Origin of the sequence: Pandoraea commovens, assembly GCF_902459615.1 — a bacterium.
Taxonomy (GTDB): Bacteria; Pseudomonadota; Gammaproteobacteria; order Burkholderiales; family Burkholderiaceae; genus Pandoraea; species Pandoraea commovens.
In genome coordinates this window covers 1-14,332 of record NZ_CABPSA010000006.1, presented here as the reverse complement: position 1 = coordinate 14,332, position 14,332 = coordinate 1, and the positions used below count along the sequence as shown (strand labels likewise).

The following is a 14,332-nucleotide window of genomic DNA, read 5'->3' as shown; positions in this document are numbered from 1 at the left end:
ACGCGACACCCGTACGACACAATCGCTTACCATGATGGTTGTATTCGGGAAATGTCATGAAGATCGTACTGATTACCGGCGTCTCCGGTTCGGGCAAATCGCTCGCCCTGAACGTCCTCGAGGATGCGGGTTACTACTGCGTCGACAATCTGCCGTCGCGCTTTTTGCCTGAACTCGCCGTCTACCTCGGAACACAACACTACACGCGCCTCGCGGTCGCCATCGACGCGCGCAGCGGCGGCTCGCTCGCCGATCTGCCGCCGATCATTGGCGGCCTGCGCCGTTTCGGCCATGACGTTCGTGTGCTGTTCCTCAATGCGACCACGCAAACGCTGGTGCAGCGCTTCTCGGAGACGCGCCGCCGTCACCCGCTTTCCGCAACTGGCGACGACACGCTCTCGGCCACCGGCTCGCTTGTCGAAGCCATCGAGAAAGAGCGTGAGATGCTCAGCAGCGTCACCGAGCTGGGTCATCAGATCGACACCAGCAATCTGCGCGCGAGTGCACTGCGCCGCTGGATTCGCGAATTCGTGCAACACGATCAGACCGGCCTCACGCTGATGTTCGAATCGTTCGGATTCAAACATGGCGTGCCGCTCGACGCCGACCTTGTCTTCGATGTCCGCTCGCTGCCCAATCCGTATTACGACGTGCAATTGCGCCCGCTGACCGGGCGCGATCAACCCGTGATCGATTTCCTGTCCGCCATTCCCGAAGTGGACGAGATGATCAACGACATCGGCGCCTATCTGCAAAAGTGGTTGCCGAGCTATATGCGCGACAACCGCAGCTATCTGACGGTCGCCATCGGATGTACGGGCGGGCAGCATCGCTCCGTGTTTATCTCCGAGACGCTCGGCGCGCGCTTTCGCGACGAAGCGAGCGTGCTCGTGCGTCACCGCGAACTCGCCCCCATCGATACGAAGTGAAGGGTCGCCGGCTGGCTTACGCCGGCAGCGACAACTGACCGTCGTTCACACCGTGCAGCGACAGCGCGTCGGCGATCTTGCGAATCGGTGACGGCAACCCGGCGGCCGCGACCCCCTCCCCATCCAGCCATGAACGGTTGGCATCGTCGATCGATGTTGCCGCTGTCGCTGATGATGCGCACAGCGTCACCATCCACGGTCGCAAATGCAATTTGAAGTGCGTGAAGACGTGCGTGAGACCGTGCAGCGGCATGAGCGACTGCACCGCGCCGACCTTCGCGCCAAGTGCCGCCGCATGCCCCGTCAGACGCTCGCGCAGTAACGCGTCGTCGGCGTCGCGTGCGTCGGTCGGCGGCGTGAGTTCCGGCAGGCTCCACAGACCACCCCAGATACCGCTGTCGGGACGTCGCTCGAACAACACGCGATCGCCTGCGCGGATGACCAGCACGTCGACATAGCGCTCCGGCTGCGCCTTTTTCGGCTTGGAGGTCGGCAACGTCCGCTCGCGCCCCGTCGCATGCGCGACGCAATCGCTGTCGAACGGACACTCGCCGCAGCGTGGCTTGCCGCGGGCGCACAGCGTCGCGCCGAGGTCCATCATCCCTTGCGTGTAGGCTGGCAAATCGCTTTGCGGCAACAGCGATTCCGCCAGCGTCCACATCTCTCGCTCGATCTTCGGCGTGCCCGGGAAGCCTTCGATACCGAACACGCGCGCGAGCACCCGTTTGACATTGCCGTCGAGGATGGCGGCGTGCGCGTCGTAGGCAAATGCGGCAATCGCCGCCGCAGTGGACCGGCCAATGCCTGGCAGCGTGGCGAGCGTTTCAGGGTCTGATGGGAAACGTCCGCCGTGGGTCTCTACGACGACCTGCGCGCAGCGATGCAGGTTGCGCGCACGCGAGTAGTAGCCAAGACCGCTCCACAGCGCCATCACATCGTCTTGCGGTGCGCTGGCCAGTGCGGCGACGTCGGGGAAGCGCTCGAGAAAGCGGCCGTAATACGGGATCACCGTGGCGACCTGCGTCTGCTGAAGCATGATCTCGGACAGCCAGATGCGGTAGGCGTCGCGCGTGTTCTGCCACGGCAGGTCGTGACGGCCGTGTTCGGCCTGCCAGGCGATCAGACGCTGCGCGAAGGTGTCCGCAAGCGTACCGACGGCGATGTCGTTGGGGGCGTCTTTCATGGGGTTTTCGGGAGAAGCTTTAATTTATTTCTGGCATTTCGGACAGAAGAACGTGGAGCGCTGTCCCTGCACGATCTGCCGGATCGTCGTGCCACACACGCGACACGGCTGGCCCGCGCGATCGTAGACGAAATACTCCTGCTGGAAATAGCCGCTCTGACCGTCGCTGCCGACGAAATCTCGCAACGTGCTGCCGCCCTTCTCGATCGCAGCGGCGAGCACCGTCTTGACGGCTTGCGCAAGCTTCTCGGCACGCGGGCGCGACAGCTTGCCCGCTGCCATGCGTGGATGAATGCCTGCACGGAACAGGCTCTCCGAGGCGTAGATATTGCCCACCCCCACGACGATGCTGCCCGCGAGCAGTGCCTGTTTGATGGAGACGGTGCGTCCGCGCGTGCCCGCGTAAAGCCAAGCGCCGTCGAAGTCGTCGGTCAGTGGCTCGACGCCAAGACTTGCAAGCAGCGGATGCAGCAGCACATCGCCCGACGCGCGCGGATGGAAGAGGACTGCCCCAAAGCGGCGCGGGTCGCGATAACGCAGCGCGCAACGCTCGAAGACGAGGTCGATATGGTCGTGAACGCCTGCGCTCGGCAGCGACTGCGGTTCCGGCATGACGCGCAACGTCCCGGTCATGCCCAGATGCACGAGCAACCAGCCGGGCGCGTATTCGAGCAGCAGGTACTTGCCGCGACGGGTGACGCCGATGAGCGTTTCGCCGCGCAGGAGGGCGTCGAGCCCATCGGGCACCGGCCAGCGCAACGACCCGTTACGCACGTCGATGCGCGCGATACGCGTGCCGGCTACGTGCGGCGCGATACCGCGGCGGGTGACTTCGACTTCTGGGAGTTCAGGCATGCCTGCGAACGTTTGCTGAGGATTTAGACTCTATTGTATCGGGCGCGCTACAATCGCTCGAAACCTGCCGTGGATCCCTATGCCGAACACCCGATTCCAGTCCATTCCCGCCGCTGACCGTACTGCGGAAACCGTGGCACCCGTGGTTTTGCGCCTGCGCGGCGCCCTGGCTCGCGGGGCCTGGGCCGGAGCCACGGCGCTTGGCGTGACCTGCGCCAGCGCAATCATGGCATTCCTGCCATCTTCGAACGCCTTCGCCCAATCCGGACCGGCGGCGCAGACCGCACCCAAGGCACCTGCCGCGCCCGCCAAGGCCAGCGCACCGGGTGCCGCGAGCGGTGCTTCCACCGATGTCGACAGCGAAGACGTCGCACCGAATGCGAACGTCCCGCGTGAGAAGCTGCCGAATGTTGCGCTTAGCAGCGAGATCGTCTTCGAAGTGATGGCCGCCGAACTGAGCCTGCAACAAGGCAATCTGGCCCCCGCTTTCAATACCTACGTCGCCCTCGCTAACCGCACGAAGGATCCGCGCATGGCGCGCCGCGCGGTTGAGATCGCACTCGGCGCACGCCAGCTCGGCGACGCGCTGATTGCCGCCAAGCTGTGGCATCAGCTCGATCCGTCGTGGCGTCCGGCGACCCAACTGCTGGCCAGCCTCGAAGTTGGCACCGGCCATCTGGCCGAGGCCGAACCGCTGCTGGTCGACGAACTGAACAAGGTGCCCGAAGCGCGTCGCGGTCAGGCCATCCTCGAATTGCAGCAGATGATCGCCCGCAGCCCGGAGCGCGCCACCGGCATCGACTCGCTCAAGCGCATGCTGGCGAACGACATGCAGCGTCCGGAAGCGCAACTGGCCATCGCCCGTTCGCAGCTCGACGCAGGCGACACCGCCGGCGCACGCACGTCGCTCGAAACTGCGCTCAAGCTCAAGCCCGATTACGAAGCCGCAGCCCTGCTCTACGGCCAGATGGGTCCGGCGGAGCGCACCGGCGCGATCGCCAGCCTGAAGTCGTTCCTCGATCGGAATCCGAACGCCAAGGAAGCTCGCTTCGCCTACGCCAAGTTGCTGCTCGCCGACAATCAGCTCGACGCGGCGCAAAAGCAATTCGAAACGTTGGAAAAGCGTTACCCGCATGAACTGTCGACGCTGATGGCGCTCGCGCTGCTGAACCTGCACGCCAACCATCCGGAACAGGCCGAGCAGTATTTGCAGAAGTACGCGACGGAAGCCGAGCAGCAGAACACCGACGGCGCGCAGGCATACGTCTACCTCGCGCAGATCGCACAGGACCGCAAGGACTACCCGGCCGCCGACAAGTGGCTCTCGAAGATTCGCGAAGACAGCAACGCCTATCTGCCGGCGCAAATCGGCCGCGCGCAGTTGCTGGCGGATCAGGGCAAGCTCGAGGAAGGCCGTGCGCTGTTGCATGGCATCAAGTCGAGCGAGCCGCGTGAGCAACTTGCACTCAAACGTGCCGAATCGGATCTGCTGGTCAAATCCAAGCGTTACGACGATGCGGAGAAGTTGCTCGCCGTCGAAGTCAAAAACCATCCGGACGATGCCGACCTGCTCTATCAGTACGGCATGGTGGCCGAACTGAACAAGCACTATGACGTGATGGAAAAGGCGATGCGTCGCGTGATGGCATCGCAGCCGGATAACGCGCAGGCGTACAACGCGTTGGGCTACTCGCTCACGGAACGCAATACGCGACTGCCGGAAGCGCTCAAGCTGCTGCAAAAAGCGTCGTCGCTCTCGCCGGAAGATCCGTACATCATGGACAGCCTCGGCTGGGTGAAGTACCGCCTTGGCGACAAGTCGCAGGCGCTCGAACTGCTGCGCCGTGCGTACGGCATTCAGGCGCAGGCGGAAATCGGCGCGCATCTGGGCGAAGTGCTGTGGGAGTCGGGTCAGCAAGACGAAGCGCGCAAGACCTGGCGCGAAGCGCTCAAGCTCGATGGCGACGACGACACGCTGCGCTCGACGATGAAGCGTTACAACGTCGCGCCGTAATGACCGTAATGACGTTAGCGCGTATGGTCGAGAAGTCTCTATTCGCGTCGCGCGCGGTGACACGCCGTGCCGACGCATCGAAGTTCGTTCGTGCGGCCGCCCTCGTGGTGGCCTGCGCGGCGAGCGTCATCGCAACAGGATGTGCCAGCCTCGCACCGCCAACACCCGTCGAGCCGACTGCGGGCACCACCGTCGAACACTATCGCGGCCGCTTCTCGGTGCGTTACGAGCAGAACGGCGAAGCACGCAATACGTACGGCAATTTCGACTGGCAGCAGAACGGCGAGAACGCCACCGTCCAATTGCTCGACCCGCTGGGTCAGACGCAAGCGATCGTGCGCGAGAATCCGCGAAGTGCCTCGTTGGAACTGCCGGGCAAAGCACCGCTCACCGGGCCTCGTCTCGAAGATGTGATGCACGATGCGCTCGGCTTCGCGTTGCCTGTGGGCGGCCTGCGTTACTGGCTACGCATGCAGGGTGCGCCGGGGTCGCAGGCGAGCATCGAACGCGATCCGCAAACGCAGCGCCCCACCCATCTGACGCAGGATGGCTGGACCATCGACTATCAGGCATATTTCGACGGCACACCGTTGCGCGTCAAACGTGTCGATCTGTCGCGCGATCTCGACGGCTCTCCGCTCGCCGTGCGACTCGTGATCGACGAATAAGCCTGCGCCCCGCTCCCCCACCCATTCACAGTCTTCCGTTTTTTGCCTCGCCATGTACGAAATCCTGCGTGACTGCCCGGCCCCGGCCAAGCTGAACCTGTTCCTGCACATCGTCGGGCAACGGCCTAACGGGTATCACGAACTGCAAACCGTCTTTCAACTGATCGACTGGGCCGACACGCTGCATTTCGAGCGCCGCGACGACGGGCAGATCGTTCACACGAATCCGCTGCCCGGCGTGCCGCCGGAGACCGATCTGACGGTGCGCGCCGCGCGCCTGCTGCAAGAACACTGCGGCGTGCGTTTCGGCGTGGATATCGGCATCGAGAAGCGCTTGCCGGCCGGTGGTGGCATTGGTGGCGGCAGTTCCGACGCCGCGACGACGTTGCTCGCGCTCAACCGCATGTGGCAACTCGATCTTCCGCGCGAAACCCTCCAGACATTGGCCCTGAAACTCGGTGCAGACGTGCCGTTTTTCGTTTTCGGCCGCAATGCCTTCGCAGAGGGCCTTGGCGAAGAGCTGCACGCCGTGGATTTGCCGCAGCGCCACTTCCTCGTGGTGAACCCGCGCGTACACGTCGCAACCAACAAAATATTTACGGATCCCCTGTTGACAAGGGATACGAAGATCGTCACAATGGCGTTCTTTCTTGAGCACGCCAACAAAAACGTGTTCGAAACGGATGAAATCTTCCGTAACGACATGCAGGCGGTTGTCACTCGAGAATACGCGGAAGTCGCTGCTGTGATTGACTGGTTCAGAACCTTCACCACTGCACGTATGACGGGATCCGGCGCTAGCGTGTTTGGCGTATTCGACACGAAAGCAGATGCGGAAGCGGCATGCAAGCGATTGCCAGAGCGCTGGATGGGTCAAGTGACCACTAGCCTGGCCGAACATCCAATGTTCGCCTTCGCGTAAAAGGGTTTTACTTTGTTGCGTTTCCTACGACGCAGCGAAGGCATCGGTTAGTGTAGGGGAGTCGCCAAGTTGGTTAAGGCACCGGATTTTGATTCCGGCATACGAGGGTTCGAGTCCTTCCTCCCCTGCCAATTTCTTCTGTCGTAAAGTCTCAGCATCCAAACGTCCCGCAGGTAGCCAGATGAGTAGTGATAACCTGATGGTATTCACCGGGAACGCCAATCCCGCCTTGGCCCAAGCGGTCGTCGATACTCTCGGTATCCCTCTCGGCAAAGCCATGGCCAGCCGGTTCTCGGATGGTGAGATTCAAGTCGAAATTCAGGAAAACGTGCGCGGCAAGGACGTCTTCGTCCTCCAGTCGACGTGCGCTCCGACCAACGACAATCTGATGGAACTGATGATCATGGTCGACGCGCTCAAGCGCGCTTCTGCCGGCCGGATCACCGCTGCCATCCCGTATTTCGGCTATGCCCGTCAGGATCGTCGCCCCCGCTCGGCGCGCGTGGCGATCTCGGCGAAGGTCGTAGCCAACATGCTGCAAATCGCAGGCGTCGAACGCATCATCACGATGGACCTGCACGCCGACCAGATTCAGGGCTTCTTCGATATCCCGGTCGACAACATCTACGCTTCGCCGCTGCTGCTGCAAGACGTGCGCGCGCAGAACCACGAAAACCTGCTGGTGGTGTCGCCCGACGTCGGCGGCGTGGTCCGTGCCCGTGCCCTCGCCAAGCAACTGCATTGCGATCTGGCCATCATCGACAAGCGTCGTCCGAAGGCCAACGTCGCTGAAGTGATGAACATCATCGGTGAGGTCGAAGGCCGTACCTGCGTCATCATGGATGACATGGTCGACACCGCCGGTACGCTGTGCAAGGCCGCACAAGTGCTGAAGGAACGTGGCGCGAAGAAGGTGTATGCCTACTGTACGCACCCGGTGCTTTCGGGCGGTGCCGCAGCGCGCATCAACGCCTCGGAGCTGGATGAAGTGGTCGTCACCGACACGATCCCGCTGCGCGACGACTCGAAGGGCGGCAAGATTCGCCAACTGAGCTGCGCGAACCTGCTGGCCGAGACGTTCTCGCGTATCCGTCGTGGCGACTCGGTGATGTCGCTGTTCGCGGAATAAGCGTTCGGTAAAATTTTGCGACGGCGCCTGTGTGGCGCCGTTGTTATGTCGGCGGGGAGCCTATCCCCGCCTTTGTCGTTCCTGAAACCCGTGTTTTTTGGCGGGAAATTCAGGAAGAAATCGCTGCCTGGTCGCGGGCAGTTCAAGGAGTTGTTATGAAAGTCGTCGCTTTTGAGCGTAATCTGCAAGGTACGGGTGCGAGCCGCCGCCTGCGCAATGCCGGTAAGACCGCAGGCATCGTGTACGGTGGTGAAGCTGCTCCGCAACTGATCGAACTCGATCACAACGCGCTGTGGCACGCCCTGCGTAAAGAAGCTTTCCACTCGTCGATTCTCGAGCTGGAAGTCGCCGGCAAGACCGAACAAGTGCTGCTGCGCGATGTGCAGTACCACCCGTTCAAGCAACTGGTTCTGCACGTTGACTTCCAACGTGTCGACGCGAACAAGCCGATCCACGTCAAGGTGCCCCTGCACTTCCTGGGCGCAGAAAACGCCCCGGCCGTGAAGCTGGCTTCGAACGTGATCAGCCACACGCTGAACGATCTGGACGTTAGCTGCCTGCCGGGCAAGCTGCCGGAATTCCTGGAAGTCGACCTGTCGACGCTGGAAGCTGGCAAGACGGTTCATGCCAAGGACGTCAAGCTGCCCGCCGGCGTGACGCTGACGCTGCACGTCGAGCAAGAAAACCCGGTGGTCGCACAAGCCGTGCAACCGGCTGGCGCTGCTGCTGACGAAGCTGCCGCTTCGGCCGAAGGCGAAACGCCGGCTGCCTAAGCCTCGTTCGCCAGCATTCAGCGGCGACGCTGGACGCAAGACCCGCCGCGATGTCATGTCCGGCGGGTTTTTTTATGGCGGTACGCATGTCACCATGACGCGTACCAAGATCCTGATACCGAAATGATCAAGCTGATCGTAGGGCTCGGCAATCCGGGCGCCGAATACACTGCGACGCGTCACAACGCGGGTTTCTGGTTCGTCGACGCGCTGGCGCAGCAATGCGGCGCATCGCTCACCAGCCAGAAGAACTTCCACGGCTTCGCCGCGCGTACGCGCGTCGCCGGGCAGGAAGTGTGGCTGCTGGAGCCGCAAACCTTCATGAACCGCTCGGGGCAGTCGGTCGTCGCACTCGCTCGCTTCTATAAGATCCTGCCGGACGAGATCCTCGTCGTGCACGACGAACTCGATCTGTTGCCGGGCACGGTCAAGCTCAAGCGCGGCGGTGGCAGCGGTGGGCACAATGGCCTCAAGGATATTGCCGCACATCTGACGACGCCGGAATTCTGGCGCCTGCGTCTGGGCATTGGACATCCCCGCACGCTGCAACCGGCTGGTAGCCAGCAGCAAGTCGCGGACTTCGTGCTTAAGCCACCGCGCAAGGAAGAGCAGGAGCAGATCGACGACGCCATGTCGCGGTCGCTCGACATCGTCGACCTGGTCGTCAAGGGTGAGATGGAAAAGGCGATGATGCGTCTGCACGCGTCGCCGGGGAAGTGATCCGGCCGGTGAGACGTGGAATCGTCAGCGATGCAGAATGAGCGGTCAGGTGCCGCTCATGCCGCGCGTGGCGCTCAGGCCATTCAGGCTGACTTGGCTGCTTGCAGATGGGTGTACTTCTCCAGCAGTTGCGTGGGCGTCTCGACATGCTCCGGATTGATGGGGATACACTCCACCGGACACACCTGCACACACTGCGGTTCGTCGAAGTGTCCGACACACTCCGTGCATTTGTTCGGATCGATCTCATAGATCTCGACCCCCATCGAAATTGCGTCGTTCGGGCACTCAGGCTCGCACACATCGCAATTGATGCATTCGTCGGTAATCATCAGTGCCACTGTTGACTCGCTTTCCTCTGACCGTTCATTGACTTGCGTGAACCCCGGCGAACGGCGGCCGTTACGGTTCCTGGAACAATTCCCCAATTATACGAAAGTTAGCAGGTGTCCACTTGCCGTGGGTGCGCCGGATGCCCCTTATGCATCCCTTTATGCACCCTGTGATGCACCTTGCCTCATGCACCGGTTCGTCCGCCGACCGGTTCACTTTGGTGCACAACGCACCGCCGCGCGGAATGCCTACACGTGCATAAGCGCTCGTCAGCCTCCCTCACCGCCCCATTTCGACTTCACGGCTATCGCCATCAACGCTCCCGAGCGGCTGGCACGGTTAGTGCTTTATCACTGAGCACCACTGGTCGTACCAGTTCGACCGCTGTGACCTGCGTGCGTTATCGCGTACGCAAGCCCCCATTTCACGTCATCGTCGTTGTCCAAAAGCCAAGGAGTTCGAGTCATGCCTGCGTTCCTTCATCAAGCCGGTCGTCGCCGGATGCTGCAAGCGGTTGTCGTTGCGTCGCTGGGAGGTCTCGCAGGCCTCGCCCATGCCGATGCCCTCCAGAGCATCGCCAAGACCGGCGTCATCCGCATTGCCATCCCGCAGGACTTCCCGCCGTTCGGCTCGATCGGCACCGACCTCAAGGTGCACGGCTACGACATCGACATGGCGGAGCTGATCGGCAAGGAGATCGGTGCGAAGGTCGAACTCGTACCGGTCATCAGCACGAACCGTATCGCTTATCTGACGACGGGCAAAGTCGACATCGTCATTTCATCCCTTGGCAAGAACGCCGAACGCGAGAAGGCAATCGATTTCACGAAGGCGTACGCGCCGTTCGCGAAGAGCATCTATGGTCCGCAAGACATCGCGATCAAGGTGCCCGCCGACCTCGCCAACAAGACCATTGCGGTGACGCGTGGCTCGACGGAAGACCTCGCATTGACCGCCGTTGCACCGCCGAGCGCGAACATCAAGCGATATGAGGACAACAATGCGACGGCGGCGTCGTATCTCGCCGGTCAGGTTCAGCTCGTGACGCTGGGCGATATCGTGGCGAACGCCGTACGCGAGAAGAGCAAACAGCGCGCCTTCGATCTGAAATTCCCGGTTGAAGAAACGCCCTGCTACATCGGTGTGGGCAAAGGTGAAACGGCGATGGTGGCGAAGCTCAACGCGATCATCGACAAGGCGAAGGCCGACGGTCGACTGAACGCGATGTCCGTCAAATGGATGCAGGCACCGTTGCCGAAGGGCTTCTGATGCTCATCGCGGACGAATGCCCGATCAGACAGTCGCTTCGATTCGCGATCTGAACTGCGACGCGATGCGCCGCTTAGGTAATCGAACTTAAGCAATTGCGCTTAAACATGTCCGCAACAAAAAACCCCGCAGTGTCGAAACACGCTGCGGGGTTTTTGCTGACATCATGCGAAACGACCGGTAACGGCGTACGCGTGCTTAGCTCTTCGGCGTCATTTCGCCGACTTTCGTGACCAGCCACTTTTCGACGGACGGGAACACGAACTTGCTGACGTCGCCACCCAGTTGAGCAATCTCGCGCACGATGGTGCCCGAGATGAACTGGTATTGGTCGGACGGCGTCATGAACATGGTCTCGACGTCGGGCAGCAGGTAGCGGTTCATACCCGCCATCTGGAACTCGTACTCGAAGTCGGACACGGCGCGCAGCCCGCGCACGATCACGCGCGCCTGATGCTTACGCACGAAGTCCTTGAGCAGACCGGAGAAGCCTTCGACGCTCACGTTCGGATAGTGACCGAGCACTTCGCGCGCGATGTCGATCCGCTCTTCGAGCGAAAAGAACGGCTTCTTGTTTCGGCTGTCGGCCACTCCGACCACGAGCTTGTCGAAGATGCCCGCCGCACGGCGGACCAGATCCTCATGGCCTCGGGTCAACGGGTCGAACGTCCCCGGATAGATCGCCACTACCATGCCAACGTCTCCTCGCGGCTGGGGACCGCTGCTGCGTACTTATTCATTGTGGTCTCTAGGTTTTCGGAATCGATTCAAGCAAATGATAATGCACCGCTCCAGCTTTCGCCCGGCGCAAGCACACGAGGCCCAGCTCGGCGAGTGCCTCGTCCTCCAGGGGGACGTCCGACTCGGCATAGATCACGCCATTCGGCGCGAGCAGACGGGCGGCGGGCGCCAGCAGATCGTTCAGCCAGCCACTCGCGAACGGCGGATCGAGGAAAATGACATCGAAAACCCCGGGTGAGAGTGTGGTTATCAGGCGTCTGGCATCCGCCTGTACGATCTCGATCTGGTTGGCGTCGAGTTTGGCCTGATTGGCGCGCAACTGACGAATGGCCGGCGCGGCGGACTCGACCAGCAACACCCGCTGCGCACCGCGCGAAGCGGCCTCGAAGCCGAGCGCACCGCTGCCCGCGAAGGCGTCCAGGCACTGCATGCCCGTCAGGTCCTGCCCGAGCCAGTTGAACAGCGTCTCCCGCACGCGATCAGGGGTCGGACGCAGACCGTCGCCCGGCGGCACCGGCAGCGGCGTGCGCTTCCACTGACCGCCAATGATGCGGACCTGCTGCGGCGCGCCACGCGCCACGTTACCTGCACCGGACTTCATGGCGTCCTCCGCAATACGGCTTGACTGGGGGCACCGCGGACGGTGGAAAAATGGGGTCGCGCGCGTCGTTGCGCACGCAGAGAATCCAAAATCATGACAATTCACGCTACATTGTTGAGGCGAAACATACCACATCGCCCGCGCCTTATGCCCCATAGGCCATGCCCCATAAGGGATGGCGGCGCGCGGCGGTGCACAAATCCCGGCCGGTGAACGTCCAGTTATGCGACGCAGTCCCAGCGTTGATCCAACGCAGCACCATCGTTGTCGCCCGGCCACGCGACAGGAGACCGCAGATCCGCCATGACCGATGCCGCCATAGAGGTAACCGAGCTATGCAAGGCCTATGACGGCCGCCCCGTGGTCGATCACCTGTCGCTGCACGTCGCACCGGGCGAGTGCTTCGGCCTGCTAGGGCCCAACGGTGCGGGCAAGACGACCACGCTACGCATGCTGCTGGGCCTTGTCACGCCCGACGCCGGCGAGATCAGGCTCGGCGGCCTGCCCGTCCCGAAACTCGCACCGGAGGCCCGACGCCGCGTCGGCGTCGTGCCGCAGTTCGACAATCTGGACCCCGACTTCACAGTGCGCGAAAACCTGGCGGTCTTCGGACGTTATTTCGGACTCGCCTCGGCCGATATCAAGGAACGCGTCCCAGCGCTGCTGGCGTTCGCCCGTCTCGAGTCGAAGGCGGATGCCCGCGTCGCCCAACTCTCGGGCGGCATGAAGCGACGCCTCACGCTCGCCCGCGCCCTCATCAACAATCCCGACGTGCTCGTGCTCGACGAGCCGACCACCGGACTTGATCCTCAAGCCCGGCATCTGATCTGGGAGCGGCTGAAATCGCTGATGAACGAGGGCAAGACGATTCTGCTCACTACCCACTTCATGGAAGAAGCCGAGCGACTGTGCCACCGCCTTTGCGTGATCGACGCAGGACGCAAGATCGCCGAAGGCACACCGCCGGAACTCGTGGCGCGCGAAATCGGCTGCGATGTCGTGGAAGTCTTCGGCGACGTCCCGCACGCCCTCCTCGCCAGCCTCGCCCCATTCGCCGAGCGCATCGAAACCAGCGGCGAGACCCACTTCTGTTACGTTCGCGACGCCGCGCCGGTCGTGAATGCCTTGCAGGACCAGCCGGGGGTGCGGTATCTGCACCGTCGGGCCAATCTGGAGGACGTCTTTCTTAAGCTCACGGGACGGGAGATGCGAGATGACTGAGCATCACATGTCGGCAGATACGCCTCGCTACCTGCCGGGCGTCACGCCGTGGATGGGTGTCTGGCGACGCAACTTCCTCGTCTGGCGCAAGCTCGCGATTGCCTCGATGTTCGGCAATCTCGCGGACCCGATGATCTACCTCTTCGGTCTGGGCTTCGGTCTCGGCATGATGGTCGGCAATGTCGACGGTACGTCATACATCGCATTTCTCGCCGCGGGCACCGTCGGCTCCAGCGTGATGTTTTCCGCGAGCTTCGAGTCGATGTATTCGGGCTTCTCGCGCATGCATGTGCAACGCACTTGGGAAGCGCTGATGCATACCCCGCTGACGCTGGGTGACATCGTGCTCGGCGAGGTCGTCTGGGCCGCCAGCAAAGCCATGCTCTCGGGCGTCGCGATCCTGCTGGTGGCAAGCGTGCTCGGGTACGCGCGCATCGACAGTCTCGCCGTGGTCCTGCCAGCGGTTCTGCTCGCGGGGCTGGCTTTCGCCAGTCTCGCCATGGTAATGACAGCACTCGCGCCCAGCTACGACTTCTTCATGTTCTACCAGACGCTCGTGATGACCCCGATGCTGCTGCTCTCAGGGGTGTTCTTCCCGTTATCGCAACTCCCGGCGGCAGCACGTCATGTGACGGAATGGTTACCGCTCGCGCACGCTGTCGCGCTGATCCGTCCCGCCATGCTGGGGCGTGCCATCGATCTGCCGTGGCTGCATGTGGGCGCACTTGTCGTCTACACCGTCGTGGGCTTCTCCGTCGCGCTGGTGCTGTTGCGTCGCCGGATACTTCGATAGGGTTCGTGAGCGAAGCCGACACGTCGGCCGCAAAGCAAAACGGCACCGGAAATTGAACTGACCCCGTAAAGTTGGACGGGTAAGTTATGCCGCTAAGGGCTGAGTGACGTGTCCCCGGTAACTGGACAGTTTAAAACTGGAGAGGGATTGCCTCTTTGGGTTTTACTGACCATTTTTGGAC

Annotated in this window: 15 protein-coding genes and 1 tRNA gene; 11 read left to right on the top strand and 5 right to left on the bottom strand. The window is 62.2% G+C overall.

Features of this window, described 5'->3' with window-relative positions; translation table 11 throughout:
• Positions 1-56 precede the first annotated feature (56 nt).
• A complete protein-coding gene (gene rapZ, locus PCO31010_RS17240; protein WP_150665342.1) occupies positions 57-929 on the top strand; it encodes an RNase adapter RapZ in 873 nt (290 codons plus the stop codon).
• Positions 930-945: 16 nt separating this feature from the next.
• On the opposite strand, the gene mutY is transcribed toward rapZ, so the two are convergent.
• A complete protein-coding gene (mutY, locus tag PCO31010_RS17235; protein WP_150665341.1) occupies positions 946-2,112 on the bottom strand; it encodes an A/G-specific adenine glycosylase in 1,167 nt (388 codons plus the stop codon).
• A gap of 24 nt (positions 2,113-2,136) precedes the next feature.
• Positions 2,137-2,967 (bottom strand): bifunctional DNA-formamidopyrimidine glycosylase/DNA-(apurinic or apyrimidinic site) lyase, encoded by an 831-nt coding sequence (gene mutM / locus PCO31010_RS17230; protein WP_150665340.1) that lies wholly within the window; start codon positions 2,965-2,967, stop codon positions 2,137-2,139.
• Between the two features lie 79 nt (positions 2,968-3,046).
• Here mutM and PCO31010_RS17225 point away from each other — a divergent pair, with 79 nt between their 5' ends.
• The 7 genes from PCO31010_RS17225 to pth all read left to right on the top strand — a co-directional run bounded on the left by PCO31010_RS17225 (position 3,047) and on the right by pth (position 9,193).
• A complete protein-coding gene (locus PCO31010_RS17225; protein ID WP_150665339.1) occupies positions 3,047-4,981 on the top strand; it encodes a tetratricopeptide repeat protein in 1,935 nt (644 codons plus the stop codon).
• Between the two features lie 23 nt (positions 4,982-5,004).
• Positions 5,005-5,649: an outer membrane lipoprotein LolB gene (locus PCO31010_RS17220; protein WP_150665338.1), complete on the top strand. Its 645-nt coding sequence runs from the start codon at positions 5,005-5,007 to the stop codon at positions 5,647-5,649.
• A 52-nt stretch (positions 5,650-5,701) separates the two neighbouring features.
• On the top strand, positions 5,702-6,571 hold the full coding sequence (ispE, locus tag PCO31010_RS17215) for a 4-(cytidine 5'-diphospho)-2-C-methyl-D-erythritol kinase (RefSeq protein WP_150665337.1): 870 nt from the start codon (positions 5,702-5,704) through the stop codon (positions 6,569-6,571).
• A gap of 54 nt (positions 6,572-6,625) precedes the next feature.
• A tRNA-Gln gene (locus tag PCO31010_RS17210) sits at positions 6,626-6,702 on the top strand.
• A 50-nt stretch (positions 6,703-6,752) separates the two neighbouring features.
• A complete protein-coding gene (locus PCO31010_RS17205) occupies positions 6,753-7,700 on the top strand; it encodes a ribose-phosphate pyrophosphokinase (protein WP_039395490.1) in 948 nt (315 codons plus the stop codon).
• Between the two features lie 155 nt (positions 7,701-7,855).
• On the top strand, positions 7,856-8,473 hold the full coding sequence (locus tag PCO31010_RS17200; protein WP_150575381.1) for a 50S ribosomal protein L25/general stress protein Ctc: 618 nt from the start codon (positions 7,856-7,858) through the stop codon (positions 8,471-8,473).
• 123 nt (positions 8,474-8,596) lie between these two features.
• Positions 8,597-9,193 carry an aminoacyl-tRNA hydrolase gene (gene pth, locus PCO31010_RS17195; RefSeq protein ID WP_150665336.1) on the top strand — a complete coding sequence of 199 codons (597 nt, stop codon included), beginning with the start codon at positions 8,597-8,599 and terminating at the stop codon, positions 9,191-9,193.
• Positions 9,194-9,276: 83 nt separating this feature from the next.
• On the opposite strand, the gene PCO31010_RS17190 is transcribed toward pth, so the two are convergent.
• Positions 9,277-9,534, bottom strand: coding sequence for a YfhL family 4Fe-4S dicluster ferredoxin (locus PCO31010_RS17190; RefSeq protein WP_039395480.1), 258 nt, complete (start codon positions 9,532-9,534; stop codon positions 9,277-9,279).
• A 493-nt stretch (positions 9,535-10,027) separates the two neighbouring features.
• On the opposite strand from PCO31010_RS17190, the gene PCO31010_RS17185 reads away from it, so the two are divergent.
• The gene (locus PCO31010_RS17185) at positions 10,028-10,795 is read left to right on the top strand and encodes a transporter substrate-binding domain-containing protein (protein ID WP_246184673.1); all 768 of its coding nucleotides are present in this window, start codon (positions 10,028-10,030) and stop codon (positions 10,793-10,795) included.
• A 198-nt stretch (positions 10,796-10,993) separates the two neighbouring features.
• On the opposite strand, the gene coaD is transcribed toward PCO31010_RS17185, so the two are convergent.
• Entirely contained in the window at positions 10,994-11,488 is a 495-nt protein-coding gene (gene coaD, locus PCO31010_RS17180; protein WP_150575378.1) for a pantetheine-phosphate adenylyltransferase, read from the bottom strand.
• Between the two features lie 55 nt (positions 11,489-11,543).
• Positions 11,544-12,137, bottom strand: a complete 594-nt coding sequence (rsmD, locus tag PCO31010_RS17175; RefSeq protein WP_150665334.1) for a 16S rRNA (guanine(966)-N(2))-methyltransferase RsmD — start codon at positions 12,135-12,137, stop codon at positions 11,544-11,546.
• A gap of 303 nt (positions 12,138-12,440) precedes the next feature.
• Here rsmD and nodI point away from each other — a divergent pair, with 303 nt between their 5' ends.
• Positions 12,441-13,358 carry a nodulation factor ABC transporter ATP-binding protein NodI gene (nodI, locus tag PCO31010_RS17170; protein WP_150665333.1) on the top strand — a complete coding sequence of 306 codons (918 nt, stop codon included), beginning with the start codon at positions 12,441-12,443 and terminating at the stop codon, positions 13,356-13,358.
• Positions 13,351-14,151 carry an ABC transporter permease gene (locus PCO31010_RS17165; RefSeq protein WP_246184657.1) on the top strand — a complete coding sequence of 267 codons (801 nt, stop codon included), beginning with the start codon at positions 13,351-13,353 and terminating at the stop codon, positions 14,149-14,151. The genes nodI and PCO31010_RS17165 overlap by 8 nt, the downstream gene beginning before the upstream one ends.
• Positions 14,152-14,332 lie beyond the last annotated feature (181 nt).

Excerpts from the sequence above, each read along its gene's own strand:
- rapZ (WP_150665342.1), top strand. The coding sequence starts at position 57 with ATGAAGATCGTACTGATTACCGGCGTCTCCGGTTCGGGCAAATCGCTC.
- mutY (WP_150665341.1), bottom strand. The coding sequence starts at position 2,112 with ATGAAAGACGCCCCCAACGACATCGCCGTCGGTACGCTTGCGGACACC.
- mutM (WP_150665340.1), bottom strand. The coding sequence starts at position 2,967 with ATGCCTGAACTCCCAGAAGTCGAAGTCACCCGCCGCGGTATCGCGCCG.
- PCO31010_RS17225 (WP_150665339.1), top strand. The coding sequence starts at position 3,047 with ATGCCGAACACCCGATTCCAGTCCATTCCCGCCGCTGACCGTACTGCG.
- PCO31010_RS17220 (WP_150665338.1), top strand. The coding sequence starts at position 5,005 with ATGGTCGAGAAGTCTCTATTCGCGTCGCGCGCGGTGACACGCCGTGCC.
- ispE (WP_150665337.1), top strand. The coding sequence starts at position 5,702 with ATGTACGAAATCCTGCGTGACTGCCCGGCCCCGGCCAAGCTGAACCTG.
- PCO31010_RS17205 (WP_039395490.1), top strand. The coding sequence starts at position 6,753 with ATGAGTAGTGATAACCTGATGGTATTCACCGGGAACGCCAATCCCGCC.
- PCO31010_RS17200 (WP_150575381.1), top strand. The coding sequence starts at position 7,856 with ATGAAAGTCGTCGCTTTTGAGCGTAATCTGCAAGGTACGGGTGCGAGC.
- pth (WP_150665336.1), top strand. The coding sequence starts at position 8,597 with ATGATCAAGCTGATCGTAGGGCTCGGCAATCCGGGCGCCGAATACACT.
- PCO31010_RS17185 (WP_246184673.1), top strand. The coding sequence starts at position 10,028 with ATGCTGCAAGCGGTTGTCGTTGCGTCGCTGGGAGGTCTCGCAGGCCTC.
- coaD (WP_150575378.1), bottom strand. The coding sequence starts at position 11,488 with ATGGTAGTGGCGATCTATCCGGGGACGTTCGACCCGTTGACCCGAGGC.
- rsmD (WP_150665334.1), bottom strand. The coding sequence starts at position 12,137 with ATGAAGTCCGGTGCAGGTAACGTGGCGCGTGGCGCGCCGCAGCAGGTC.
- nodI (WP_150665333.1), top strand. The coding sequence starts at position 12,441 with ATGACCGATGCCGCCATAGAGGTAACCGAGCTATGCAAGGCCTATGAC.
- PCO31010_RS17165 (WP_246184657.1), top strand. The coding sequence starts at position 13,351 with ATGACTGAGCATCACATGTCGGCAGATACGCCTCGCTACCTGCCGGGC.